The 25701-nt window shown below is 62.5% G+C and carries 23 protein-coding genes; 8 read left to right on the top strand and 15 right to left on the bottom strand.

Going from position 1 to position 25701, the window contains the following annotated elements; genetic code table 11:
• The 4 genes from LCM4573_RS14070 to trxA all read left to right on the top strand — a co-directional run bounded on the left by LCM4573_RS14070 (position 1) and on the right by trxA (position 7853).
• Entirely contained in the window at positions 1-732 is a 732-nt protein-coding gene (locus tag LCM4573_RS14070; protein ID WP_071006942.1) for a nucleotidyltransferase family protein, read from the top strand.
• 3 nt (positions 733-735) lie between these two features.
• Positions 736-3924: a double-strand break repair protein AddB gene (gene addB / locus LCM4573_RS14065; RefSeq protein WP_071006940.1), complete on the top strand. Its 3189-nt coding sequence runs from the start codon at positions 736-738 to the stop codon at positions 3922-3924.
• The gene (addA, locus tag LCM4573_RS14060; RefSeq protein WP_071006939.1) at positions 3917-7459 is read left to right on the top strand and encodes a double-strand break repair helicase AddA; all 3543 of its coding nucleotides are present in this window, start codon (positions 3917-3919) and stop codon (positions 7457-7459) included. The genes addB and addA overlap by 8 nt, the downstream gene beginning before the upstream one ends.
• Positions 7460-7532: 73 nt before the next feature.
• Positions 7533-7853, top strand: coding sequence for a thioredoxin (gene trxA / locus LCM4573_RS14055; RefSeq protein ID WP_071006937.1), 321 nt, complete (start codon positions 7533-7535; stop codon positions 7851-7853).
• Positions 7854-7934: 81 nt separating this feature from the next.
• On the opposite strand, the gene LCM4573_RS14050 is transcribed toward trxA, so the two are convergent.
• The 10 genes from LCM4573_RS14050 to LCM4573_RS14005 all read right to left on the bottom strand — a co-directional run bounded on the left by LCM4573_RS14050 (position 7935) and on the right by LCM4573_RS14005 (position 18080).
• Positions 7935-9287: a folylpolyglutamate synthase/dihydrofolate synthase family protein gene (locus LCM4573_RS14050; protein ID WP_071006935.1), complete on the bottom strand. Its 1353-nt coding sequence runs from the start codon at positions 9285-9287 to the stop codon at positions 7935-7937.
• Positions 9288-9310: 23 nt separating this feature from the next.
• Complete coding sequence (accD, locus tag LCM4573_RS14045; protein ID WP_071006933.1) at positions 9311-10204, bottom strand: acetyl-CoA carboxylase, carboxyltransferase subunit beta; 894 nt, start codon at positions 10202-10204, stop codon at positions 9311-9313.
• A gap of 39 nt (positions 10205-10243) precedes the next feature.
• Positions 10244-11083, bottom strand: coding sequence for a tryptophan synthase subunit alpha (gene trpA, locus LCM4573_RS14040; protein ID WP_071006932.1), 840 nt, complete (start codon positions 11081-11083; stop codon positions 10244-10246).
• 2 nt (positions 11084-11085) lie between these two features.
• Complete coding sequence (trpB, locus tag LCM4573_RS14035) at positions 11086-12306, bottom strand: tryptophan synthase subunit beta (protein ID WP_071006931.1); 1221 nt, start codon at positions 12304-12306, stop codon at positions 11086-11088.
• Positions 12303-12974: a phosphoribosylanthranilate isomerase gene (locus tag LCM4573_RS14030; RefSeq protein ID WP_071006930.1), complete on the bottom strand. Its 672-nt coding sequence runs from the start codon at positions 12972-12974 to the stop codon at positions 12303-12305. Before LCM4573_RS14030 ends, trpB begins: the two co-directional genes overlap by 4 nt.
• A gap of 702 nt (positions 12975-13676) precedes the next feature.
• Positions 13677-14438 (bottom strand): M48 family metallopeptidase, encoded by a 762-nt coding sequence (locus LCM4573_RS14025; RefSeq protein WP_071006929.1) that lies wholly within the window; start codon positions 14436-14438, stop codon positions 13677-13679.
• Positions 14439-14544: 106 nt separating this feature from the next.
• Entirely contained in the window at positions 14545-14967 is a 423-nt protein-coding gene (locus tag LCM4573_RS14020) for a DUF2852 domain-containing protein (protein ID WP_071006928.1), read from the bottom strand.
• 145 nt (positions 14968-15112) lie between these two features.
• Positions 15113-16393: a polyhydroxyalkanoate depolymerase gene (locus tag LCM4573_RS14015; RefSeq protein WP_071007016.1), complete on the bottom strand. Its 1281-nt coding sequence runs from the start codon at positions 16391-16393 to the stop codon at positions 15113-15115.
• Positions 16394-16590: 197 nt separating this feature from the next.
• Entirely contained in the window at positions 16591-17433 is an 843-nt protein-coding gene (locus LCM4573_RS14010; protein WP_071006927.1) for a fumarylacetoacetate hydrolase family protein, read from the bottom strand.
• Between the two features lie 455 nt (positions 17434-17888).
• Complete coding sequence (locus LCM4573_RS14005; protein ID WP_071006926.1) at positions 17889-18080, bottom strand: hypothetical protein; 192 nt, start codon at positions 18078-18080, stop codon at positions 17889-17891.
• A gap of 66 nt (positions 18081-18146) precedes the next feature.
• On the opposite strand from LCM4573_RS14005, the gene LCM4573_RS14000 reads away from it, so the two are divergent.
• A complete protein-coding gene (locus LCM4573_RS14000) occupies positions 18147-18350 on the top strand; it encodes a hypothetical protein (protein WP_157895508.1) in 204 nt (67 codons plus the stop codon).
• A 143-nt stretch (positions 18351-18493) separates the two neighbouring features.
• Positions 18494-19096 carry a nitroreductase family protein gene (locus LCM4573_RS13995; protein ID WP_071006924.1) on the top strand — a complete coding sequence of 201 codons (603 nt, stop codon included), beginning with the start codon at positions 18494-18496 and terminating at the stop codon, positions 19094-19096.
• Between the two features lie 62 nt (positions 19097-19158).
• Here the strand turns inward: LCM4573_RS13995 and gyrB are convergent, their stop codons facing one another.
• The 5 genes from gyrB to LCM4573_RS13970 form a co-directional block, all read right to left on the bottom strand.
• Entirely contained in the window at positions 19159-21594 is a 2436-nt protein-coding gene (gyrB, locus tag LCM4573_RS13990) for a DNA topoisomerase (ATP-hydrolyzing) subunit B (RefSeq protein WP_071006923.1), read from the bottom strand.
• A 146-nt stretch (positions 21595-21740) separates the two neighbouring features.
• Positions 21741-22106 carry a helix-turn-helix domain-containing protein gene (locus LCM4573_RS13985; protein ID WP_071006922.1) on the bottom strand — a complete coding sequence of 122 codons (366 nt, stop codon included), beginning with the start codon at positions 22104-22106 and terminating at the stop codon, positions 21741-21743.
• The gene (locus LCM4573_RS13980) at positions 22106-22672 is read right to left on the bottom strand and encodes a Smr/MutS family protein (protein ID WP_071006921.1); all 567 of its coding nucleotides are present in this window, start codon (positions 22670-22672) and stop codon (positions 22106-22108) included. The genes LCM4573_RS13985 and LCM4573_RS13980 overlap by 1 nt, the downstream gene beginning before the upstream one ends.
• Positions 22669-23790 carry a murein transglycosylase A gene (locus LCM4573_RS13975; protein WP_071006920.1) on the bottom strand — a complete coding sequence of 374 codons (1122 nt, stop codon included), beginning with the start codon at positions 23788-23790 and terminating at the stop codon, positions 22669-22671. The genes LCM4573_RS13980 and LCM4573_RS13975 overlap by 4 nt, the downstream gene beginning before the upstream one ends.
• Complete coding sequence (locus LCM4573_RS13970) at positions 23787-24485, bottom strand: Tim44/TimA family putative adaptor protein (protein WP_071007014.1); 699 nt, start codon at positions 24483-24485, stop codon at positions 23787-23789. Before LCM4573_RS13970 ends, LCM4573_RS13975 begins: the two co-directional genes overlap by 4 nt.
• Positions 24486-24601: 116 nt before the next feature.
• Between LCM4573_RS13970 and LCM4573_RS13965 the strand changes: the two genes are divergently transcribed.
• Both LCM4573_RS13965 and secB read left to right on the top strand, forming a co-directional pair.
• Positions 24602-25114 (top strand): FxsA family protein, encoded by a 513-nt coding sequence (locus tag LCM4573_RS13965; protein WP_071006919.1) that lies wholly within the window; start codon positions 24602-24604, stop codon positions 25112-25114.
• 88 nt (positions 25115-25202) lie between these two features.
• On the top strand, positions 25203-25679 hold the full coding sequence (gene secB, locus LCM4573_RS13960; RefSeq protein WP_046796705.1) for a protein-export chaperone SecB: 477 nt from the start codon (positions 25203-25205) through the stop codon (positions 25677-25679).
• Positions 25680-25701: the final 22 nt, after the last annotated feature.

Raw genomic sequence — 25701 nt, 5'->3', positions numbered from 1 at the left:
ATGACCATCAGACAGGCCATGGTGCTCGCCGCGGGGCTCGGCACCCGTTTGCGCCCGATCACCGACACGATGCCGAAGCCGCTGGTGCCCGTCGCCGGCAGGCCGATGATCGACTATGCGCTGGACACGCTGGCCGATGCCGGCGTCACCCGTGCCGCGGTCAACGTGCATCATTTTGCCGACCGCGTGGAAGCGCATCTCCAAGCTTATCCCCGCATGGAAATCCTGGTCTCCGACGAGCGCGAGCACCTCATGAATTCCGGCGGCGGGCTTGCGAAGGGTCTGCGGCTCCTGAAGCCGGGCTTGCTCTACGTCATGAATGCCGATCTCTTCTGGATCGGCGAAATACCGGGCAGGAAGACCAATCTGCAGCGGCTTGCGGAATTCTTCAACCCCGCAACCATGGACATGGCGCTTCTGTGCGTACCGCTCGAGCGCACCACCGGCCATAACGGCAAGAAGGATTTCCAGCTCGATCCGGACGGTCGGCTTTCTCGTTACCGAGAAGGCGGCGACAATCCGGTCGTCTATGCCGGCGCAATCGTGATGCATTCCTCGCTTTTCGATGACGCGCCGGAGGATGCCTTCAATCTCAACATCTATTTCGATCGCGCGATCGCGAGCGGCCGGCTCCATGGCCTCATGATGGAGGGGCACTGGATCACCGTCGGCACCCCCGAGGCGCTTCCCGAGGCGGAGAAGGTGATCGCCCGGCAGCCGGTGGAGGTTTAAACCTTGGGCGCGGCCCGACAGAGGCGGGTTTTGACCATCCCGCCGGCTGCGCCCTTTCTCAAGACAGTGGCCGCCGCGCTTCTTGCCGGGCGCCTCACGGATGGTTTCCGCTACGATCCGGGTGATCCGCTTTCGCTGGCGGGCATTACCATCTTCGTGCCGACCCGCCGCGCGGCCCGCGTGCTACGCTCCGAATTCGTCGATCTTCTCGGCGGCCGCTCCGCCATTTTGCCGGTCATCCGGCCGCTCGGCGAAACGGATGACGACAGCGGTTTCTTCGATCTCGTCGCACCGGAGGAAATGGATCTCGCGCTGCCGATCGGCGGGACGGCGCGGCTTCTCGAGCTTGGCCGACTGATTCTCGCCTGGCGGAACCAGCTTCCCAAAGCGGTCATCGACGTGCATCAGCAATCTCCACTGATCGCTCCGGCAAGCCCGGCCGACGCCATCTGGCTTGCCCGTGCCCTTGCCGAGCTCATCGATTCCGTCGAGACCGAGGAGCGTGACTGGTCGGACCTCAAAAAACTCGACACGGACGAACACGCCCTCTGGTGGCAATTGACGGCGGAATTCCTGTCGATCGCCAGCGCCTTCTGGCCGATGCGGCTGGAGGAGCTGCGCCGCTCCTCCCCCGCAAGGCATCGCGCGGCGCTCTTGAAGGGCGAGACCAGACGCATCCTGGAGCGCGGCCACGAGGGCCCGATGATCGTCGCCGGCTCCACCGGCTCGGTGCCAGCGGCAGCCGAGCTGATTTCCGCGATCGCCGCGCTGCCGAACGGCGCGGTGGTCCTGCCGGGCCTTGATCTTGCCATGTCCGACGAGGAATGGTCGATGATTGGTGAGGAACGGCGCGACGGAAGCGCCGACCCCGCGGGCCGCAGCCATCCGCAATTCGGGCTTTCGCGCCTGCTCAAGAAGATGCAGGTGGAGCGCGGCGAGGTCGAAACGCTGGGTGAGATTTACGCCACGCTTGATTTTCGGGCCGCCGCACTTTCACGGGCAATGGCGCCGGCAAAAGCGACCGATCGGTGGAATGAGTGGCGGAACGAGGCCGATCCCGGCCTGCTGGAAAGCGCTTTTGCGGATGTTTCGCTGATCGAGGCGGCAAACGAACGCGAGGAGGCGGTCGCAATCGCGATCGCGCTGAGGTTGGCGCTCGAACAGCCGGGCAGGAACGGCGACGTCTCCCAGGCCGCTCTTATCACCCCGGACCGGGCGCTTGCCCGCCGCGTCACCGCCGAGCTTTCCCGCTTCGGCATCGTCGCCGACGATTCGGCCGGTACGCCGCTTTCCGGAACACCACAGGGCACGCTGACCCAGCTCGTGCTGGAGGCGGCGCTCAGACCGGGAGATCCGGTGGCAATCGCCGCCCTCCTCAAGCACCCGCTGCTCCGGCTCGGCCTCGATGCCCGCCTCGTTCGGGAAGCTGCCGAAGCGCTGGAGCTTCTGGGCCTGCGCGGCGGCACCGGAGAACTCGACATCTCGGCGCTGGAACCGGTCCTGGAAGAACAATTGGCGCGTCAGGCCGAGGATGGCCGCACCCCGCGCTGGCGGCTGTCGCTGCCGGAAGGATCGGCGGACAGGGCGCGAGATCTCGCAAAACGTCTCTCTGCCGCCGTCGAGCCGCTTGCCTCGGCATTTGCCCGGCGCCGGCCGGATGGGCTTGGCCTCACCAACAGGCTGGCGCTTGCCGATTGGGCGGAAAGAACCGGACGCGTGCTGGAGGCGCTTGCGGTGGACGAACGCGGCGACCTCTCCTCTCTCTGGTCGGGAGAAGCGGGAGAAAGGCTCTCCTCTCTTCTTTCCGAAGTCATCGAGACCGAGGGTCAGATGGAGGCCGACGGCCCGCAATGGATCGATATCGTCATGGCGCTGACGACGGGCGAGGCGGTCAAGCCTCGTTCGCTCGCCCATCCGCGCGTTTTCATCTTCGGCACGCTGGAAGCACGGCTGCAAAGCGTCGATACCATGATCCTCGGCGGTTTGAACGAAGGTTCCTGGCCCGGCCAGACCGTCAACAATCCCTTCCTCTCCCGCACCATGAAGACGGAAATGGGTCTCGAGCCGCCGGAACGGCGGATCGGCCAGCTCGCCCATGACTTTGCGATGGCGAGCGGCACGAGGCATCTCATCTATTCCCGCTCGCYCAGGCAGGGCTCGACCCCGACGGTCGCCTCCCGCTGGCTGCAAAGGCTTCTCGCGCTCGGCGGTGAGGAATTCGCCAGCACGCTTAAGGCACGCGGCGACCTTTACCGCGAATGGGCAACGGCGATCGATGCCGGCGAGAACCAGCCGCCGGCGAGGCGCCCGGCGCCACGACCGCCCGCAGAACTGCAGCCGAAGAAGTATTCCTTCAGCGAAGTGGGCCGGCTCAGGCGGGATCCCTATTCCATCTATGCCAAGCGCATCCTGAAGCTCGATCCTCTCGATCCCTTCAACCGCGATCCCGGCGCGTCCGAGCGCGGCACGCTCTACCACGCGATCATCGACCGCTATACGCGGGAGGGCCACGTGCCCGGCTCGCCCGCCTCACGGGAGGCGATGGCGAGGATCATCGCGAAACTCTTCGACGCGGAGCAGCTTGCCCCGCACATCGACCGTGTCTGGCGGCCGCGCTTTGCAGCCGTCGCGGAGGAATTTCTCCGCTGGGAGGTGGCACGCGCGCCGGATATCCGCAGGACCTACACGGAAGTCGCGGCCGGCTTCGAGATCGAGGCGGCCGGCATACGGCTCACCGGCATCGCGGACCGGATCGACATCAAGGGTTCCGGGCTTGCCGATATCGTCGACTACAAGACCGGTTCCAGCCCCTCGGCTCCTCAAGCCCGCTCGCTTCTCGATCCTCAGCTCGCGCTTGAGGCTGCCGCCCTGATGGCCGGCGGCTTCCGGGAGCTCGGCGTCCAGCGGCCCGACGACCTGCTTTACGTCCGGCTCAAGCCAGGGGATCGCTTCAAGCTCGACAAGGTGAATAACGAAGGAGCCAAGACCAATCCTAAATCCGCAATGGAACTCGCCCAGGAATCCGTCGATCAGCTCACCCGCTTCGTCACCACGCTTCGAAGCGGAGAGAAGGGTTTCGCCTCCCGCCTTGTTCCGGTGAAGCAAAGCGATTTCGGCGGCGAATACGATCACCTGGCCCGCGTGGCGGAATGGTCCACCGCCGACGATGAGGAGACCGAAGCGGATGAATAACCTGCATCCGGAAGACGACGATCCCGGCAAATGGATCGACTGGACGACGGTGCAGCAATCGCTCGCTTCCGATCCGGTGAGTTCCGCCTGGGTTTCGGCCAATGCGGGTTCCGGCAAGACGCATGTGCTGACACAGCGGGTCATCCGGCTTCTGCTGTCCGGCTGCCGTCCTTCCTCCATCCTCTGCCTCACCTACACGAAGGCCGCGGCCTCGGAAATGTCGAACCGCGTAYTCCAGAGGCTTGCCGAATGGGCTGTTCTTTCCGATGAAGAGCTGCACCGAAGGATCGCGGCCATCGAGGGTCATGAGCCGGATTCATTGAAACTCGCGGAAGCGCGCCGCCTGTTCGCCAAGGCGCTGGAAACGCCGGGCGGACTAAAGATCCAGACTATTCATGCCTTCTGCGAAGCGTTGCTGCACCAGTTTCCGCTGGAGGCCAATGTCGCGGGCCACTTTTCGGTCCTGGACGACCGAGCGGCATCCGCCCTGCTGGCCGAGGCCCGGCGGTCGCTGCTGACAGCCACTTCGGCGGAAGACGACCCGGACCTGGCGGAGGCCTTCGCGCATGTGCTCGATCTCGGCGACGAGTTCGGACTCGAAACCCTGCTCGGCGATATCATCGCCAACCGGAGCGCCATCCAGAAGTTCATTGTCCATGCGGAGCGGCATGGCGGCGTGGAGACCGAGCTCCGGCGCGCCTTCGGACTTGCGCCCGGCGAGACGGAGGAGACGATCGCAGCCGGCTACTGGCCGCTCCCCGGCCTCTTCGGAACCACGCTCGACCTCTATCTCGTGCTTGCCGACCAGAATGGCGGACAGAGGGTCACCGAGGTCGCTTACGGCTTGCGGACGGTCGCGAGGGAGGCGGATGCCTTCAAGCGGGCGCAATATCTGGAACAGATATTCCTGACCAGGGAGGGCAAGCCGAAGGCGGATTCCACGCTGATCGCCAAGGCGATCACGAACGCCGCGCCCGATCTTGCCGAAGCGGTAGCCGCCGCCCGCACGCATGTTGCCCTCTCTCGCGAGCGGCTTCGCCTGCTGCGGATGTTTTCCGCCACAAGGGCGGCGCTGGTTCTGGCCGAGCGGCTGAACGGCGATTACGAGGATCTCAAGAAGCAGCGCAGTCTGCTCGATTTCGAGGACCTGATCGCCCGAACCGCCGAGCTGCTGACCCGCGAAGGCGTCGGCGCCTGGGTGCATTACAAGCTCGATCAGGGCATCGACCATATCCTCGTCGACGAGGCTCAGGATACGAGCCCGGTGCAGTGGACCGTCATCAAATCGCTCGCGGAGGATTTTTATTCGGGCAGCAGTTCCCGCGAGGCGCGCCGCACCATTTTCGCGGTCGGCGACGAGAAGCAGTCGATCTATTCCTTCCAGGGTGCGCGGCCGGAGCGTTTCGCGGAGGAGCGCAGCGAGACCGAAAAGCGAGTGCGCGCCAGCGGCCAAAGCTTCAATCCAGTGCGACTGCCGCTTTCCTTCCGGTCCACGGCAGACGTGCTCACGGCCGTCGACCAGGTGTTCTCGCTTGCCGAGAACGCCAGAGGCCTGAGCGCCGTCGGAGAACCGGTACAGCACCGCTCCAACCGCATCGGCCATCCCGGCGCCGTCGATCTTTGGAACATGGTGGCTCCGGAGGTTTCCGAAGCGGACGAGGACTGGACCGCTCCCTTCGACGCGACGCCCGACAAGGCGCCTTCCGCGATCCTGGCCGCACGCATCGCCCATGTGATCGGCGAAATGATCGGCAAGGAAACCATCATCGAAAAGGGTGCCGAACGGCCGATCGAGCCGGGTGACATCCTCGTGCTGGTGCGCAAGCGCGACGCCTTCGTCAATGCGCTTACCCGGGCACTTAAGCGCCGCGACAATATCCCTGTCGCCGGAGCCGACCGACTGCGGCTGACCAGCCACATCGCCGTGCAGGATCTTCTGGCGCTCGGGCGCTTCCTCGTGCTGCCACAGGACGACCTTTCGCTCGCCGCCCTTTTGAAGAGCCCGCTCTTCAACCTTTCGGAAGAAGACGTCTTCGAAGTCGCAGCACTTCGGCCGGAAAATTCGAGCGCCTGGAACCAGCTCCGCGCCCTTTCCGAGGAACAGCCGCTGCGCTTCCGGGACGCCGCGGACCGGCTCGCCCATCTTTTCGAACTGTCGCGGCAGCTCAGCCCGCATGATCTCTTTGCCCGGATTCTCGGCCCTCTCGGCGGGCGCCGGAAATTCCTTGGCCGGCTCGGGACCGAGGCCGGCGACATCCTCGACGAATTCCTGACCTTTGCGCTCGACCATGAGACCAAGGGCCTGCCCGGCCTGCAAAGTTTCGTGGCCACGCTCGAAATCGAATCCCCGGAAATCAAGCGCGAGCAGGACAGCGGCCGCAACGAGGTGCGGATCATGACCGTTCACGCCTCCAAGGGCCTGGAGGCCCCGGTGGTATTTCTAGTCGATGGCGGTTCCAAGGCCTTCATCTCCTCGCATGTGCCGAAGTTTCGCCTGCTCAGGATCGATGGTGGGGAAGTGCCGGCCTGGGTTCCGGGAAAGATGCTCGCCAATCCCTTCACCGCGGCGGATGACGACCGGATCAGGGTGGCGACGGAAGAAGAATATCGCCGGCTGCTCTATGTCGGCATGACGCGGGCCGCCGACCGGCTGATCGTCTGCGGCTATCGCGGCGCCCGCGAAAATCCCGATACCTGGCATTCGATGATCGCTTCAGCGCTGGCCGCCCATGAAAGCCATTGCTCCCCTGCAATCTTCACCGGACCGGACGGCGAATGGGAGGGTCTGCGCTGGCGCTTGCCGGCCGTTCCCGGCCGTATCGCACAGGGAGAGGCAAAGGGCGGAGCGCGTTCGGAAAAACTGCCTCTGCCCGAAGCTCTTCGGCAACCGCTGCCCCCGCAGAAAGTCCTGCCGCGGCCGCTCAGCCCGTCCGGCGCCGGCACGATGGTGGAAGACGAAGCGGACGATCTCGTCGTCACTTCTCCGCTCTTCGGCGAAAAGCACCCGCCCGGCATCGCCCTGCAGAAAGGCCGTCTCGTCCATCGCATGTTGCAGACGCTGCCGGATTTCCCCGAAGCCGAACGGGAAGCTGCCGCGCGGCGCTATGCCGAACGCGCTGCCCGGTTCTGGCCTCCCGAGGAACRCGAAGGGCTCGTCTACCGTGTGCTCGCGGTGCTTTCGCATCCCCTGCTCGAAACTGTCTTCTCCGCCCATGGCCGAGCGGAAGTCTCGGTCATGGGGACGCTGACGCTGGAGGGAAAACATCATGCGATCTCCGGCCGGATCGACCGGCTGGCGGTCACGGACGCAAAGATCACCATTCTCGACTACAAGACGAACCGCGTGYCGCCTAGGGAGCCGCAGGATGTTCCGCTGGCGTACCGGGCGCAGCTTGCCATCTATCGCGAGATATTGAAGCCGCTTTATCCCGGCCGCATCTTCGACTGCGTGCTCGTCTATACCGAAAACGCCAGCGTCATTCCGCTATCCGATGAGCTGCTCTCACGCTCGCTTGCGGAGATCAAGACAAAGTGAGATAGCCACCATTGAAACTTGCCTTTCTCGGCATCACATTTGTTTCAACATAAAGACCCGGAAGGAGTGCCTCATGGCCACCGTGAAAGTCGACAACAGCAATTTCCAGACCGAAGTTCTCCAGTCCGACCAGCCGGTCGTCGTGGATTTCTGGGCCGAATGGTGCGGCCCGTGCAAGATGATCGCTCCGAGCCTTGAGGAAATCTCCGCCGAGCTCGCCGGCAAGGTGAAGGTCGCCAAGCTGAACATCGATGAAAACCCGGAACTGGCTGCCCAGTTCGGTGTACGCTCGATCCCGACGCTCGCCATCTTCAAGGGCGGCGAAGTGGCCGACATCAAGGTCGGCGCCGCTCCGAAGACCGCCCTTTCCTCCTGGATCTCGGGCGCAGCATAACCTCTCCAGCATGCCAGAATGAAAAGCCCGGCCTATTCCCTGCGGCCGGGCTTTTTCTTTGCCTGTTCGCTGCCAACCGGTTTATTTCGGCGGCGTGCCGTTATCCGCCAGCACATTGCCGGCGAAATAGAGCGAGCCGCCAATCAGGATGCGTGGTGCGGGCAGGCCCGGCACCTGCCGGCGGGCGATCTCTTCCAGAGCTTCCGCCACGGAGCCGGCGGGCTCGGCCACCAGCCCCGCATCGAAAGCGGATTGCGCAAGCGCCACAGGATCGAGGCCCGCTTCGCTGTCGCGGATTCCAACCGTGAAGACGTGCTCGGCGATATCCGCAAAGGCCCGGAAATAACCGACCGGGTCCTTGGTGTTGATCATGCCGGCGATGATATAAAGCGGGCGGGGCTGGCGCTCCTCGAAGGCGGCCATGGCCTCGGCGATTACCTCTCCGGCACCGGGATTGTGCCCGCCATCCAGCCAGATTTCGGAACCTTCCGGCGCATATTGCAGGAGCTTGCCTTCGGTCAGCGTCTGGAGCCGTGCCGGCCACTCGACGCTTGCCATGGCCTTTTCCATCATCGTTTCCGTGACGGCGAAACCCGCCGCCTTGATGGCCCGGATGGCGGCGGCCGCATTGGCCTGCTGGTGCCGGCCCGGCAGGCGGGGCAGCGGCAGGTCGGCAAGGCCGAATTCGTCCTGGTAGATCAGCCGCCCGAACTCCTCATGGGCCGAAAAATCCTGTCCGTAGACAGCCAGCGGGCAGCCGAGCCGCTCGGCGGTGGCAACCAGAACCTCGCGCGCCGCATCGAATTCCTGCTGGCCGACGACAACCGGGCGGGCGCGCTTCATGATGCCGGCCTTTTCCGCCGCAATCAGTTCCACCCGATCGCCGAGATAGGCCTGATGATCGAGCGAGATCGGCATGACGACCGAGACAGCCGGATCGGCAATGACATTGGTAGCATCGAAACGCCCGCCCAGGCCGACTTCCAGGATCACCGCATCGGCGGGCTGCTCGGAGAAGAGCAGGAAAGTCACCGCGGTCAGGATTTCGAAGACCGTGATCGTCTGTCCGGCATTGGCGGCAGCGACTCGGCGCAAGGCATCGGCCAGCAAGGCATCGTCGACCAGCCTGCCGCGACCACCCTTGACGCCGATCCGATAGCGCTCATGCCAATTGACGAGATGCGGCGAGGTGTGGACGTGGACCGCGTAGCCGCCCGCCTCGAGAAGCGCGCGGCAGAAGGCCGTCGCCGAACCCTTGCCGTTGGTACCGGCAATATGAATGACCGGCGGCAGCTTGAGATGCGGGTTGCCGAGCACTTCCAGGAGCCGGGAAATGCGCTCAAGCGAGAGGTCGAAGCCCTTCGGGTGAAGGGCCATCAGTTTCTCGATCTCGCGCTCGGCCTCGCTTACGACGGACTGGTCCATGGCGTTCATCCCGCCGCTTCGGCTTCAAGGGTTCAGGCGCTGGCGGCCAGAGGCGCAGCGATTATTCCCGTTTCTGCCGGCTGTTTCATCAGAATTCTCAGAACCCTTGCAAGCGTGGCCGGGATATCGTGGCGCTTCACCACCATATCGACCATGCCATGCTCCAGCAGATATTCCGAGGTCTGGAAGCCCTCGGGAAGCTTTTCGCGAAGCGTCTGCTCGATGACGCGCTTGCCGGCGAAGCCGATTTCGGCGCCGGGCTCTGCGATATGGACATCGCCCAGYATGGCATAGGAAGCCGTGACGCCGCCGGTCGTCGGGTTGGTCAGAACGACGATGTAGGGAAGTCCCGCTTCCTTGACCATGTCGACCGCAACCGTGGTGCGCGGAAGCTGCATCAAGGACAGGATGCCTTCCTGCATGCGCGCGCCGCCCGAAGCCGGGAAGATGATCAGCGGGCACTTTTCCGCAACCGCTCTTTCGGCCGCCTTCACGATCGCCTCGCCGGCTGCGAGGCCCAGCGAACCGCCGATGAAGTTGAACTCATGCACGACGGCGACCAGCTTGACGCCCTGCACCTTGCCGAGGCCAGCGAGGATCGTATCCTCCTGCTCGGTCTTGGCGCGGCTGTCCTTCAGGCGATCCACATATTTCTTGGAATCGCGGAACTTCAGCGGGTCCTGCGCGACCTTCGGCTGCGGCAGYGATTCATAGACGCCGCCATCGAAGAGATCGGAGAGCCTTGCCTTGGCCGGCATCTTCATGTGAAAGCCGGAAGCCGGGATGACCCATTTGTTCTCTTCGAGATCCTTGTGGAAGACCATTTCGCCCGTTTCCGGGCACTTGATCCAGAGATTTTCAGGGACTTCCCTGCGGCCGAGCATGGAATTGATCCGCGGCCGAACGTAATTGGTGATCCAGTTCAAAGGTATTACTCCTTCCTGACTGCAATCAATGTGGGAAATTTATTCGGCTGCAACAAGGCGGGCCGAACGCACGCCCGAGGCAAGGCCCCGGACAAGGGTCGCCACGGAGGCGACCGTATCGGGCCCAGCCTGGCCATCCTTGGTGAGGCTACCGGCAATCTGCGCAACGATCGCGGTACCGACGACGACGCCATCGGCCGCCGCGCCGATCGCCCGGGCATGGTCGRCAGTCTTGACGCCGAAGCCGACGCAGACCGGCAGCGCCGTATGGCCCTTGATGCGCTCGACAGCACCCGAGATCAGCGACGGATCGGGCAGAGCCGAACCGGTAATGCCGTTCATAGACACGTAATAGACGAAGCCGGATGTGTTTTTCAGCACGGTCGGCAGGCGCTTGTCATCCGTGGTCGGGGTCGCCAGCCGGATGAAGTTGATGCCTTTTTCCAGCGCCGGGATGCAAAGTTCGTCGTCCATTTCCGGCGGCAGGTCTACGATGATAAGCCCGTCGATGCCGGCTTCGAGTGCATCGTCCAGGAACTTTTCGACGCCGTAGATATATATGGGGTTGTAGTAACCCATCATGACGATCGGCGTATCCTGGTCGTCCGCACGGAAGCGGCGGGCAAGCTCCAGGGTCTTGGCAAGCGTCTGGCCGCCTTTCAGGGCGCGCTGGCCGGCCATCTGGATCGCCGGGCCATCGGCCATCGGGTCGGAGAAAGGCATGCCGAGTTCGATAATGTCCGCGCCGGCGCCGGGAAGCGCCTTCATGATGCCGAGCGAGGTTTCGAAATCGGGATCGCCGCCCATAAAATAGGTGATAAGCGCCGGGCGCCCCTCCGCCTTAAGGCTTGCGAAACGTTTGTCCATGCGAGCGGTCATGATCACATCCCCATCCCGAGTATCTTGCCGACGGTGAAGATGTCCTTGTCGCCGCGGCCGGAGAGGTTCATCAGGATGATCTCATCCTTGCCCATCTTCGGCGCGCGCTTGATGACCTCCGCCAGCGCGTGGCTCGGCTCCAGAGCCGGAATGATGCCTTCGAGACGCGTCAGCATCTGGAACGCTTCCAGCGCCTCGTGGTCCATGATCGGCACGTATTCGGCACGGCCTATATCGTTGAGCCAGCTATGTTCCGGACCGATGCCGGGATAATCGAGGCCGGCCGAAATGGAATGGCCTTCCTTGATCTGGCCGTCGCCATCCTGCAGGAGGTAGGTGCGGTTGCCGTGCAGTACGCCCGGCGAGCCGGCGGTGATCGAGGCGCAGTGCTCATCACCCTCAAGACCCTTGCCGCCCGCCTCGACGCCGACGATCCTTACATCCTTGTCGTCCAGGAACGGGTGGAAGATGCCGATCGCATTGGAACCTCCACCGACGGCGGCAATCACCATATCCGGCAGGCGGCCTTCGGCGGCAAGCATCTGCTCGCGGGCTTCCGCGCCGATCACGGCCTGGAAATCGCGGACCATTTCCGGATAGGGATGCGGGCCGGCGGCCGTACCTATCAGGTAATAGGTGCTGTCGACATTGGTGACCCAGTCGCGCAGCGCCTCGTTCATGGCGTCCTTCAGCGTGCCGTTGCCGGCGGTGACCGGAACGACCTCCGCGCCGAGGAGCTTCATGCGGAAGACGTTCGGGGCCTGACGCTCGACATCGGTGGCGCCCATGTAGACGACGCAGGGCAGGCCGAAACGCGCCGCGACCGTGGCGGAGGCCACGCCGTGCTGGCCGGCACCGGTTTCGGCAATGATGCGGGTCTTGCCCATGCGCTTGGCAAGCAGGATCTGGCCGATGCAGTTGTTGATCTTGTGGGAGCCCGTGTGGTTCAGCTCCTCGCGCTTGAAGTAGATCTTGGCGCCGCCAAGCTCGGCCGTCAGCCGCTCGGCGAAATAGAGCGGGCTAGGCCGGCCGATATAATGGGCGCCGAGATGCTTGAGTTCCGCCTGGAAAGCTGGATCGTTCTTCGCCTTTTCCCACTCGCCCTGCAGGTCGAGAATGAGCGGCATCAGGGTTTCGGCGACGAAGCGCCCGCCATAGATGCCGAAACGGCCATCTTCATCGGGGCCGGCGCGAAACGAATTGGGTCTTGGCGTCTGGTTCACTCTTTGCTCCCTGCGGCCTTTCGCGGCGCGGCCTCGGCGATCGCCTCGAAAAAGGCATCGATCATCCCGAGGTCCTTCACGCCCGGCGCGCTTTCCACTCCGGAAGAAACATCTACGCCGCGGGCCCGCGTGATGGCGAGCGCGAGACCGACATTCTCTTTGTTCAGCCCCCCGGAAAGCATGTAATCAATGCCTTCGTCAAGGGAAGCCATCAGGCTCCAATCAAAGGAAACGCCGTTGCCGCCCGGAAGTTCGGAGCCGGCCGGCGCCTTGGCGTCGAACATGAAGCGGTCCGCCACACCGAGATAGGGATCGATGCGGTCGAGATCGGCGGCTTCCCGGATGGAAAAGACCTTCATGACCGGAAGCCCGTAAAGCGCCTTCAGATGCAGGATGCGCTCCGGGCTTTCGTGTCCATGGAGCTGGAGGATATCGGGCTTCACGAGCTGGACGATATCGTCCAACGTTTCGTCATCCGCATCGACCGTTACGGCCACGATCTTGACGCGGCCGCGCGCGCGATCGGCAAGTTCCGCCGCGGCGTCCGGCTCTATGTTGCGCGGGCTTTTCGGAAAGAAGATAAAGCCGACATGGKTCGCTCCGCGTGCRATCGCCCGATCGACCGCTTCCGCCGTCTTCAGCCCGCAGATCTTGATATCCGGTTTCATGGGTGCGGAGTGACATGAAACGCGTCAAGAGTCGAGTTAATTCCTCGTCCTCGGGTCAAGCCCGAGGGTGACGAGCAGGCAGACTCCACCCTTGATGCGTGTTGCGTTTTTCCTTCAATCGGCCGGGACACGTCGAGTGCCTCGTATTTAGTTTTGTAGGTGACACGCGACGTGTCCCGTTCGGTGTGTTTTTCCGCGCAACTCCGGTCCCTCTGCGGCGATATGGGCTTATGTCGTTGCGGATTGCCATACCGGGTTGTGTGCGACACACGCACGCCCCGCCATCTTTCAGGCGAGAGGGGGACCATTTTCTACGCAGCCCCTGACGATCCGCCTGCATCACCAGCAGACCGAAAGGGCACCGGCCCCATCTCGCCGGCGATGCTTTTCCGGTGCAGCCGAAACGGGACGAGAGAGATTATGGGGGAGAATCGGAGAGCGGGGATGGAGAAGAGATCAAGTTATTGAAATATCGGGAACAAGGCGTCGGATCATCCCCGCTCGACGTTGCGACTGCCCCTCATCCCGCTGCCGCGACCTTCTCCCCGTTCTGACGGGGAGAAGGGGTATGCCGCGCTGTCTCTGCCCACATTCGACACTCCTTGTGCCGCCACTACTTCGAACGTCACGTTTGGGCGTCCCTCCCCCGTCAGAACAGGAAGAGAATTAGGTGAGGGGCAAGTTTATTCCTGTGACGAAGGTTCAATCAAAATCAATGGCATGCAGCTGTGAGCCATGCTGTTTCAGCCATTTTCGCGCCTCTTCCATGCGTGGGCAGAGCTCGCGGCAGAGCGCCCAGAATTGCGGGCCGTGGTTCATCTCCCGAAGATGGGCGACCTCGTGCGCCGCGAGATAATCGATCACCACCGGCGGAGCCATGACGATGCGCCAGGAAAAGCTCAAGTTTCCATCCCAGGAGCACGAGCCCCAGCGGCTGCGGGTGTCCTTCATGGCGATCGACTTCACCGGCTTGCGGATCGCCGCCGCGTGGACGGCGACGAGAGCCTCCAGATCGCGGCGCGCCTCCTTTTTGAGGAAGGCGGAAATCCGACGGCCCATATGGTCCTCGAGACCGCTGACCTTCAGCACCGGCATGCCCTCGACGATCAGGGCCTCGGTCACCCCGCGAAGGCTGCCCGTGTGYTCGATACGATGCGGCACCCCTCGCAGCGACAGCTTTCCGTCATGCCGGATGGGGTTTTCAAGCGTGAACTTGGCAAGCTTCGTCAGCAGCCAGCCCTGGTGGCGATCGAGGAAGTCATCGATTTCGCGCTTTCTCAAGCCGAGCGGCACCGTGAGGTTGAGCGCCCGGCCGCCCGGTTCGATGCGCAACGTGATGCGGGTGGCCCGGCTGTTCTCGCGGATCGTCAGCGGCATCGCCCGGCTGCCGACGTCCAGCGTGCGCCTGACCGTTTCCGGCGGCTTGCGCGGCGTTCTGACGGGCTTTTTGAGAAGGGCGAACATGAAACCCCTTTTATCCGATTCGCAAGTTCAGCTTCACACAAAAAAGCCGGCGCCAAGATGGCGCCGGCTGGTTCGACGTTTCACGTGAATCCTGCTCCGATCGCGATCAGAGATCGACCACCGGATTCTGGCCAGAGGAACCATTCCGCCGTTCGCGCATGAAGCGGTCAAACTCCTCCTGATCCTTCGCCCGGCGCAACTCGCGGACGTAGTTGTCGAATTCCTCGCGCATTTCATCGAGCTTGCGGCGCTCTTCTTCCAGGCGGTCGAGTTCCGCCTTGCGCCAGTCGTCGAAGGCGACGTTGCCCGTGGAGAAATGCGTCTGGTAGCGTGCTTTGGCGCGGCGGCAGCCGGCGAACATGYCATCCGCGTTGCGGTTCGCATCGCGCTTGAAGCCCTGGAGCCGTTCGCCGAACAGGATATAGGCGAGCATGGCAAGGCCAAGCGGCCAGAAGACGACGAAACCGAGCACCATCAATGCAATGGTGGYCGGAGTCCAATCCGGACGGATCAATGCTGACTGGTTCATTGGTGACACCCTTCGTTTCCGCGGGCGGCCGCATGCCAGCCCGTCGGATTCGATTTGGGAAGTCACCCGACCGCCTTCAAGACGGCGCAGGTCCTAATCCAAGAAGATGCTGAAATACCAGCGGGAAATCGTACCTGCGGGCTTCTCAGCCCGGCTTGCCGCCCTTGATGACCCGCTTGACCGGCGCCTTTCGGCCCGTCATTGCGTGCTTCTGCGCGAAAGCCAGAATGCGCGGCGCGATCTCGCGGCGGAAGCGCGAGCCGTTGAAGACGCCGTAATGGCCGACATCCGGCTGCATGTAATGCATGCGCAGGCCTTCCGGAATATTGGGACAGATAGTGTGCGCCGCCCTGGTCTGGCCGAGGCCGGAAATGTCGTCGTTCTCGCCCTCGATGGTGAGGAGCGCCACGCGGCGGATCGCGGGCGTATCGACCGGTTCGCCTCGATGGGTCATCTCGCCCTTCGGCAGCGCATGCCGGATGAAGACCGTATCGACCGTCTGGAGATAGAATTCCTCCGTGAGGTCCATGACCGCCAGGTATTCATCGTAAAAATCCCGGTGCTTTTCGGCGGACTCGCCGTCGTTCTTCACCAGGTGCTCGAAGAACTCCTTATGGGCGATCAGGTGGCGATCGAGGTTCATCGACATGAAGCCGGAAAGCTGCAGGAATCCCGGATAGACGGCGCGCGAAAAACCGGGCTGCGGCCAGGGCACGTGCATGATAACGTTGTCGCGGAACCATTCGAGCGTGTGGTTCTGCGCCAGTTCGTTGACGGCGGTGGGATTGATGCGGGTATCGATCGGCCCGCCCATCAGCACCATGGAGGCGGGAACGAGCGGGTCTTGCGCCGCTTCCATCACCGCCACGGCGGCAAGTACCGGCACCGAGGGTTGGCAGACCGCAACGACATGCGCGCCGGCGCCGATCTCATGCAGCATCTCGATGACGTAATCGATGTAATCATCGAGATCGAAGCTGCCATCCGAGAGCGGCACCATGCGGGCATCGACCCAATCGGTGATATAGATTTCCGCATGCGGCAAAAGCGTTTCCACGGTGCCGCGCAGCAATGTGGCATAGTGGCCGGACATGGGCGCGACCAGCAGGATCTTCTGATCCGGCGCGCGATCAGCCGGCAGCTCGCGCCGGAAATGCAGGAGATTGCAGAAGGGCTTTGCCCAGACGATCTCCTCCGTGACGGCGACTGCCTCGCCATCCACCACGGTCGAAGGGAGACCGAAGGAAGGCTTGGCATAACGGCGCGTCATACGCTCGAAAACCTCGAGCCCCGCCGCAAGGGCGCGGCCCATCGTCGTCTGGGAATAGGGATTGAGCGGGTTCTCGTAAGCAAGACGCATGGCATCCGCCGCCGCACGGACGGGCGCCATGGCGGCATGATTCAATTCGTAGAGCTGGTAGAACATCGAATTGCCACCCTTCATCACGTCCGAAAGCATTTTCGACGATTTCGTCATACCCATCGGCACAGCAGCAAGCGCTCAATAAACTATCAGTTTTCTATTGCGGCGCAACATCAAGAACGCTTCCGGCTATGTGGTTCGCGGGAGAGGGTGGATGCCCCACCCTCTCCCGCTGAACCTCATATAGCGGCGGGAATCGCTCAGGCGTCGGCGACGAAGGTCTGCTTCTGAGTGCCAAGTCCTTCGATGCCGAGCTCGACGACATCACCGGCCTTGAGAAAGCGCGGCGGCTTCATGCCGAGGCCGACGCCGGGAGGCGTGCCGGTGGAAATGACATCGCCCGGATGCAGCGACATGAACTGGCTGAGATAGGAGACCAGGAAGGCGACGCCATAGACCATGGTCCTGGAGGAGCCGTTCTGCATGGTCTCGCCGTTGACCTTCAGCCACATTCCGAGGTTCTGCGGATCGGCGATCTCATCCTTGGTGACGAGCCAGGGGCCGATCGGGCCGAAGGTGTCGCAGGACTTGCCCTTGGTCCACTGGCCGGAGCGCTCGGTCTGGAAGGCGCGCTCGGAAACGTCATGGGAGACGCAATAGCCGGCGACATAATCCATGGCCTCGGCTTCCGAAACGTATTTTGCCGTCTTGCCGATGACGACGCCGAGCTCGACTTCCCAATCGGTCTTTTCGGAACCGCGCGGGATCAGCACTTCGTCGTTCGGGCCGCAGATCGCCGACGTGGCCTTCATGAAGATGACCGGCTCCGGCGGCACGGTAGCGCCCGTCTCCGCAGCATGATCGGAGAAATTCAGCCCGATGCAGATGAACTTGCCCGTGCCGGCGACGCAGGCRCCGATCCGGCCTGCCGAAAGCTCTGGCAGGTTTTTCGGATCGAGGGCCGCGATCCTTGCCAATCCCTCCGGAGAAATTGCCTCGCCGGCGATGTCGGCCACATGGCCGGACAGATCGCGGATCTTGCCGTCGTTGTCGAGAAGTGCCGGCTTTTCCTGGCCCGGCTGGCCGATGCGCATCAGTTTCAAGGGAAACTCCTCCGATTGTCAGACAGGTGGCGTTATGGACGATCCTATTTTGCTTGTCACGACCAATTGCGGCCCCAACCGTTCCCCTTTCCCGCAAGATGCCGGCTGCACCACGGAAGCCACAGGGAAAATCATTCCCGATCCTGAAGGAAATATAATCCGTATTCTCAATAGGATAGGTGGCTGGTATCCCCGAAACGACCGAGATCTCTCCCAGATTGGGAATGATCCTTGGTGACGTTTCCAGGACTTGCCTTCATATGGCGCGGGTTTTCCAGCAAGGCGCCTGAGACCGGGCGCCCACAAGCTTCTGCCCGACTTGTTCATGCATTGCGGGCAGCAAGCGGCCGGAAGGGTGGCTGCCCGCCAGTCGTCACCCTTCCGTTCCGCCAAACCTCCTTCGGCAATCGCCTTTCCCCGTAGCCGGCCGGCCGCAATTTTCGCGGTTCGGCAACTTAATCCGATTCGCTGCCGAAACGGTTACGGACACCCGGACCTGTGATCGTTCCGGCGGGAAAATCGCTTCCGATTCGGAAGCTTTCATTTCCTGTTTTTTCTAATGGATAGGGCGGAATGCCTGCTCCTCCGGCCGAAACCCTACCGAAACGGAACCAATTCGGCGTGATTTGTTCCGTTTCCGGCGTCATTTAACGGCTGCCGGGCCGATGTGAATTCATCCAGTTAGGCCGGTGCAGCCTTCTCAGAAAATGCCTTTGGGCAGAAAGGCAGGTGCGGTCATGTCCGTCGCGGAATTGAACAAGACTTCCCATGCACGTCTGAACCACCGTCCGGTGATCGGCGATACGGGGGTCGAAAGATACCCACTCCACATCTTCGTGCCGGTATGGATCGGCATGATTACGGCTTGTCTGGTGTTCTGGGTTTTCGTCCTGAAGCTGATCGCGAACGCTTTCTAAGACGACGATAGCCGGATTCAGGCGCAGGCTTCTGCGCCTGCCAAAAGGTACTTGCGGCAGCATCGAAAACGCTGTTCGATTTTTCCCCCGCCTGGCTTATCCTGCCGCTCTCCACAATCATGTTCGAGCTTGCAAGGAAACCCATGACCAGCGCCAACAGCCGCCAATCCGAATATCCGATCGATGCCTTTTTCCTGAAGCGCTGGTCGCCCCGCGCCTTTACCGGCGAGTCCATAAGCAAAGAGACGATGCTGACCATTCTGGATGCGTCCCACTGGGCCCCCTCCTCCGGCAATGGCCAGCCATGGCGCTTCGTCTACGCGCTCAAGGGAACACCGGATTTCGACGTGCTTCTCGACATCCTCGTTGAAAGCAACCAGCGCTGGGCGAAGAACGCATCCGCCCTTATCATCCTGATCTCCAAAACCTACCGGCTCTCCTCCACGGGCGAGCGGCGGCATGCCCATACCCATGCCTTCGACACGGGTGCCGCCTGGTTCTCGCTCGCCGCCCAGACGATGAAGCTCGGGCTCTACGCCCATGGCATGGAGGGAATGAGCCGCGAGAAGGCCATGGACGTGCTCGGCGTTCCGGACGGTTACCGGGTGGAGGCCGCGGTCGCGATCGGCCATCTCGCAGACAAGGACACGCTGCCGGAGGATATCCGCGAACGCGAGGTTCCGAGCAAGCGCAAGCCGCTTGCCGAAGTGGCTTTCGAGGGAAGGTTCACCGGCTCGGCAGATTGAGCAGATGCTGCGGTTTCACGTGAATCCAGCCTGAAAAGAGATTCACGTGAAACCTGGCTCGATCAGATATCGAGGTTTGCGACGCTGAGCGCATTGTCTTGGATGAACTCGCGGCGGGGCTCCACCTCATCGCCCATCAGGCGCGAGAAGAGGCCGTCGGCATCGGTTGCATCGGAAACCTTCACCTGCAGGAGGGAGCGGACGTTCGGATCGAGCGTCGTCTCCCAGAGCTGTTCGGCGTTCATCTCGCCAAGACCCTTGTAGCGCTGCATGGACAGACCCCGGCGTCCAGACGCGAAGATGGCTTCCAGAAGGGCGATAGGTCCGGAGATTTCCTGCTCGCCTTCCTTGCGGGAAAGGACGGGCGGCGTGCTGTAGATTTCCTGCAGGCGGCGGGTCATCTGGTCGATATGCCGCGCATCGGCCGAGCCGATGAGGGCGACATCGAGGACCGCGACTTCCTTGACGCCGCGCACCATGCGCTCGAAGCGGAGACCGCCTTCGCCGGTAACATGGCCCGACCAACCGCGCTCCGTCTCCTCGGCGATGAGGTCCAGCCGGCGGGCGACTTCGTCAGCCGTCTGCTGGGCACGCTCGCGATTATCGGTGAGCTCCGGGTTGAGTGCGCCGGAAATGGCCGCCTGCTCGATGATCGGACGGCTGTAGCGGGAATGCAGACCGCTTAAGAGCGAGCGGAGGCGAAGCGCGTCCTGGATCACCTCACGCAGGTCCTGACCGACGCGAACCTCACCGGAGCCAAGCGTCAGGCGCGCCTCTTCTATGCCGGCGCTGATCAGATATTCGTCCAGCGCCTTCTCATCCTTCAGGTACTGGACGGACTTGCCGCGGGTGACCTTGTAGAGAGGCGGCTGGGCAATGAAGAGGTGGCCGCGCTCGATCAGTTCCGGCATCTGGCGGAAGAAGAAGGTGAGCAGCAGAGTGCGGATGTGAGCGCCGTCGACGTCGGCGTCCGTCATGATGATGATCTTGTGGTAGCGCAGCTTGTCCGCGTTGAACTCGTCCTTGCCGATCGAGGTGCCGAGCGCTGTGATCAGCGTGCCGATCTCCTGGCTGGAGAGCATCTTGTCGAAGCGGGCGCGCTCGACATTGAGGATCTTGCCGCGCAGCGGCAGGATCGCCTGGCTTTCGCGCGAGCGGCCCTGCTTTGCCGAGCCGCCGGCGGAGTCGCCCTCGACGAGGAAGAGTTCCGATTTGGCCGGATCACGTTCCGAACAATCGGCGAGCTTGCCGGGAAGCGAGGCGATATCGAGAGCGCCCTTGCGGCGGGTGAGCTCGCGGGCCTTGCGGGCCGCCTCGCGGGCGACGGCGGCTTCCACCACCTTGCCGACCAGGACCTTGGCTTCCGCCGGATGCTCCTCGAACCAGGTGCTCAGCGCCTCGTTGACGAGGCTTTCGACGACCGGACGTACTTCCGAGGAAACAAGCTTGTCCTTGGTCTGCGACGAGAACTTCGGGTCCGGAACCTTGACGGAAAGAACGGCCGTCAGGCCTTCACGGCAGTCTTCGCCCTGCAGCGTCACCTTCTCCTTCTTGATGATGCCGGAAGTATCGGCATAGGAGGTGACCTGACGGGTGAGCGCGGCGCGGAAGCCAGCCATATGGGTGCCGCCGTCGCGCTGCGGAATGTTGTTGGTGAAGCAGAGCACGTTTTCGTGGTAGCTGTCGTTCCACCAGAGCGCCACTTCCACGGAAATGCCGTCCTTCTCTCCCTTGATCGCCACCGGCTTATCGACCAGCGATTTCTTGGCGCGATCGAGATAGYGGACGAAGGCTTCCAGACCGCCGTCATAGAGCAGCTCCTCTTGCCGGACATCCGACTTGCGCTTGTCGGTGAGCAGGATGCGAACGCCCGAATTCAGGAAGGCGAGTTCACGCAGGCGATGTTCGAGCGTGTTATAGTCGAACTCGACCATGGAAAAGGTTTCGGGACTAGGCAGGAAGGTGACTTCGGTGCCGGAACGGCCCTCGTATTCCCCGACTACTTTCAGGGGAGCATCCGCCACCCCGTGCGTGAAGCTCATCTCATGGATTTCGCCACTGCGCCGGATGCGCAGTTTCAGCCAAACCGAAAGCGCGTTGACAACCGAGACGCCGACGCCATGCAAGCCGCCGGAGACCTTGTAGGAATTCTGGTCGAACTTTCCGCCCGCATGGAGCTGCGTCATGATGACTTCCGCGGCCGACACACCCTCGCCRCTGTGGATAGCCGTGGGGATGCCGCGGCCATTGTCGGTCACCGATACCGAGCCATCCGGATTAAGGGTAACGGTAACGATATCCGCATGGCCGGCCAATGCTTCATCGATCGCATTGTCCACCACTTCATAGACCATGTGGTGCAGGCCGGAACCGTCATCGGTATCGCCGATATACATGCCCGGACGCTTGCGGACGGCATCGAGGCCCTTCAGGACCTTGATCGAATCGGCGCCGTATTCTGTGCTCGCGTCGTTCAGGCTTGCGGGTGTATCGGTCATCAAAGAACTTTCCATCTGATCGAGAGGAGGCGATCGCCGCAAGCGAATCACCAGCCTTTTTCACTCTCGAATATAGGGAATTCAAGGCGGTTTCTAAAGGTTAAGACCAGCCGAATGCGGCAGAAAGGAGGGGATGCAGCAGCAACTCAGCGCCGGATAGAGGCCTTATCCAAAAGTTTCTCCATCTCGTCTACCACATCGCTCGGCAAAGTGCGAATCTCGCGGGCGAGGCGATTGGCAAAAGCGGTATATTTCGGCCCCAGTCCGGCCGTATCGAGCACTATGCGGGGATGGGAGGCCTCGGCCAGGAGGAAGAGATCCTCGGCTTCATCCCAGATGATGTTGAAATAACCCGCGACACGCTGAAGGAAATCGAAGCTCGGCCTTCCGCGCCGGCCATGCTCCAGTGCCGAAAGATAGGCCGGTGAAACACCGATCGCCCGAGCCATCTCGCTCTGGGTCACGCCCTTACGGGCCCGCAAATTCCGCAGCGCCTGGCCGAAGGGTGTCATCAGCGTTCCCCTCCCCTATGGCGGGCAAGGCGTACATACATGGCGCCCTCGCCGCCGTGATGACGCGCAGCCGGCTCATAGGAGGAGATCAGAAAGCGGAATTCCGGCTTCGAGAACCATAACGGCACCGCGCGGCGAAGTGCGCCCTCGCTGCCGAGCGAACTGCCCTTGCCGGTGATGACAAGCACATGGCGCAGCCCCCGGTCGTGGGCGCGGAAGAGGAAGTCGAGAAGCAAGTCATGTGCCTCCCCCTGAAAAAGGCCGTGCAGATCGATGCGCGCCTCGATAGGCAAATTTCCCTTGGCAAGCTTCTTCTTCACCGGTCTTTCAAGCGGATGATGGATGCCGGCCTGGCGCTTTGGCCGCGGCACCGGTGGGGCAAGCGCCTGCTCTTCTGGGGGATGCGCGGGCTTGGGCTTTGCAGCCTCGGCCGCGGCACGCTCCGCCGCCAGCTCCTCCTCGAATTCGAGGATTTCCTTCATGCGCCCCGGCAAGGCATGGGTGCTCTTCGCCACCTTGCCCCAGAGGATCCGCTCTTCCGGATCCAATTTACGACCGCTCTTCATGCGCCAAACCTGCCTGCCGCCGCTTTCGGGACAAGGATATGAAAATCCGCCTCGTTGCGCACCGTGCCGGCGGCCTCGCCGGCGGCGTCTCCCGAACCCGTGAAGATATCGCCGCGCGAAGGGCCGAGGATCGCCGAACCGGTATCGAGCGCAAGCATGAGCTGCGCGAAGGGGCTGCCTGCATCGAGATGGGTCAAAGTCTCCGAGCGGATGAAGAAGGGAAAACCGAAAGTGTGTATCGACCGGTCCACCGCCAGCGAACGGTTCGGGATCAGCGGCACCTTGGCCGCCGCGACCGGTCCGAGCGCCGGATCATCCACTTCCGCTTCCCGGAAGAAGATATAGGAACGGTTATGCCAGAGGACTTCATCGACCTTAGCCAGATTCTCCGCGAGCCAGACGCGAATGCTCTGCATGGAAACGGTGGCGGCATCGATCTCGCCGCGATCGATCAGCAGGCGCCCGATCGGCGAAAAGGGATGGCCGGCCTTGGCGGCATAAGTGATCCGCCGGGTCGTACCATCCGGATACTTTAAGCGCGCCGCGCCCTGGATGTGCACGAAGAAAACATCGACCTTCGATTTCGCCCAGGCGATCTCCAATCCCCGCCCCTCGAGAAAACCGCGATCAATCGCCTCGCGATCCGGATAGGGTGTGACGATGCCGTTCTCCAGCCGCCCGAAGGCATAGGAAAGATCCATGCCGTGGGGACGGCTGACATCGTCGAGATCGACCAGATCGTCGGGGCGACGGTAGAAGGGAAATTTCCAGACCGCGTCGCGCGTCGCGCGGACTTCGATTTCCGGCTCGTAGAAGCCGGTGACGAAGCCGCGGCGCGCATCTGCTCGGCTTATCAGGAATGGCGTGCAGTGCTCTTCGAAGAAGGCGCGCGCGGAAGCGGCATCATGAGGCTGGAAAACGGACGCGGCTTCCAGCAGCGGCTCGAGATCACCGCTCGTCAGTCCGAGGGAGCCGGTGCGATAGGGCTTGACGGAACTGATATGTTCCAGGYAGGCGCGAAGGCCAGGGAAAAGCGGTGACGGATCATCGTCCTCCCACCCCGCAAGAGCGGAAAAGGAAACCGGACGAAGCGAGAAATCCGGCAAAGCAGCGGTCATTGCTCGGATTCAGTGGCGATCAGCTTCCAGTTCGGATCGCGTGAGCGAATGTCGCGGGCGAAGGTCCAGATGTCGGTGACCTCCGCGACGGTCTCCTGGTCGCCCTCGATGAGCGTGCCGGCCTTGTCATAGGTCGCGGAAATGAGCTGGCTGACGATGCGCAACGTCACCTGCTCTTCGGAATCCTTGATCGTGGCATTGGTGATATCGGCCTTCTCGATGCCGACGAAGGTGGACTTCACCACCTCGCCCCTCGCCTCGCGTTCCGAAATCGCCGCGTCGAAGCCGTCATGGACCTCCTTCGACAGCAGGCCCTTCAAGGTCTTCCGGTCGCCATCGGCAAAAGCCATGACGATCATTTCATAGGCCATTTTCGCGCCGTTCAGAAATTCCTTCGGCTTGAAGGAGGCATCGGCCTTGGCAATATCCCGCAGCGAGGCGTTGAGCGGCGTGYCGGGCTTGGCAAAGGTATCGATATCGGCGAAACGCTCTTCCTCCTCCTGGGCATCGCGGCGGGGAAGCGTCACGACCTTGCCGTCATCGCCGCCCGGCGCCCTTGCGACGTCGCGAGGACTGAACGGATCGAACGGCGGCTTCTCGTTTCCGGTACGCCGGCCAAGCACGCTGCGCAGCTGCAGGAAGATCAGAACTGCCGCGACCAGAAAAAAGAGAGTTATAAAGTCGTTCGAGCCCATCTTCACCCGCAATTGCCGTTTAAATCCAAAGCGTGTTTTCTCATATAGTCCGCATCCGCCAATCATTCAAATGGCGATGCTGTTACGAGCCTATTACCTGGAGGAACGACTAACATATGCGTCTATTCATCGTGCCGCTCATCCTCATTGGACTGCCGCTGGCCGAAATCGCCGGGTTCGTCCTCGTCGGCCGGACGATCGGGCTTTGGGCGACCCTGGGGCTGGTGATCCTGACGGCGGTTGCAGGCGCGCTTCTGCTCAGAAGCCAGGGGCTCCACATTCTCCGGCAGCTTTCCGCCGAGAGCCGGGAAGGCCGCCTGCCGGGCGAAACCCTGGTGGACGCGGCGATGATCGTGGTGGCCGGGATCCTGCTGCTGCTTCCGGGCTTCATCACCGACATCATCGGGCTTGCGCTGTTCATCCCGTTCGTGCGGCGTCTCGTCTGGTCGGCGATCGGCCGGCACGTCGTCATCCTCGGCCCATCTGGCCGCGGAGGCTACCGCCAGACGCGCGAGCCTTCCGGCAAGGGCGGCGGCCCCGGCCAGGTCGTCGATCTCGACGAAGGGGATTACACGCGCGAGCCCAATCCCTCTTCCCCTTGGTCCCGGCGGAAGCGGGAGGAAGAATGATACCCAAGTCGCCGCTGCGGCTGCAAGGGTTGTAAGGCCGGGGYCGAAATGCTAGAGCGCCTCAAAATTCAAAGTCGCGAGGAATCTCATGGCCAACGAAGACACCAAAGCAGCAAGCCCGTCGCTCAACATCCTTGCGCAATATACCAAGGATCTTTCCTTCGAAAATCCGGGCGCGCCGCGCTCCCTGCAGGCCCGTGACAAGGCCCCGGCGATCAACATCAATGTGAACGTGAACGCCAATCCGCTTTCGGACACGGATTTCGACGTGGTTCTGTCGCTGAATGCCGAGGCCAAGGAAGACGACAAGGTGGTCTTCGCCGTGGAACTCGTCTATGGCGGCGTCTTCCGCATTTCCGGTTTCCCGCAGGAACACATGCTGCCCGTGCTCTTCATCGAATGCCCGCGGCTTCTCTTCCCCTTCGCACGGCAGATCATCGCCGATGTGACGCGCAATGGCGGCTTCCCGCCGCTCTTGATCGATCCGATCGACTTCGCGCAGATGTTCGCCCGCCGCGTGGCCGAAGAACAGGCCCGCGCGAAGGTTCAGCCGCTGAACAGCTAAGCGCCGCCTTCTCTTACAGAGA

The sequence above is a fragment of the Rhizobium sp. LCM 4573 genome (assembly GCF_001854865.1).
Taxonomy (GTDB): domain Bacteria; phylum Pseudomonadota; class Alphaproteobacteria; order Rhizobiales; family Rhizobiaceae; genus Neorhizobium.
This window is presented reverse-complemented; position numbering and strand designations above follow the sequence as displayed.

Coding starts and splice junctions, on each gene's coding strand:
- LCM4573_RS14070 (WP_071006942.1), top strand. CDS start 1: ATGACCATCAGACAGGCCATGGTGCTCGCCGCGGGGCTCGGCACCCGT.
- trxA (WP_071006937.1), top strand. CDS start 7,533: ATGGCCACCGTGAAAGTCGACAACAGCAATTTCCAGACCGAAGTTCTC.
- LCM4573_RS14050 (WP_071006935.1), bottom strand. CDS start 9,287: ATGAACGCCATGGACCAGTCCGTCGTAAGCGAGGCCGAGCGCGAGATC.
- LCM4573_RS14015 (WP_071007016.1), bottom strand. CDS start 16,393: ATGTTCTACCAGCTCTACGAATTGAATCATGCCGCCATGGCGCCCGTC.
- LCM4573_RS14005 (WP_071006926.1), bottom strand. CDS start 18,080: ATGACGCCGGAAACGGAACAAATCACGCCGAATTGGTTCCGTTTCGGT.
- LCM4573_RS13995 (WP_071006924.1), top strand. CDS start 18,494: ATGACCAGCGCCAACAGCCGCCAATCCGAATATCCGATCGATGCCTTT.
- LCM4573_RS13985 (WP_071006922.1), bottom strand. CDS start 22,106: ATGACACCCTTCGGCCAGGCGCTGCGGAATTTGCGGGCCCGTAAGGGC.
- LCM4573_RS13980 (WP_071006921.1), bottom strand. CDS start 22,672: ATGAAGAGCGGTCGTAAATTGGATCCGGAAGAGCGGATCCTCTGGGGC.
- LCM4573_RS13965 (WP_071006919.1), top strand. CDS start 24,602: ATGCGTCTATTCATCGTGCCGCTCATCCTCATTGGACTGCCGCTGGCC.
- secB (WP_046796705.1), top strand. CDS start 25,203: ATGGCCAACGAAGACACCAAAGCAGCAAGCCCGTCGCTCAACATCCTT.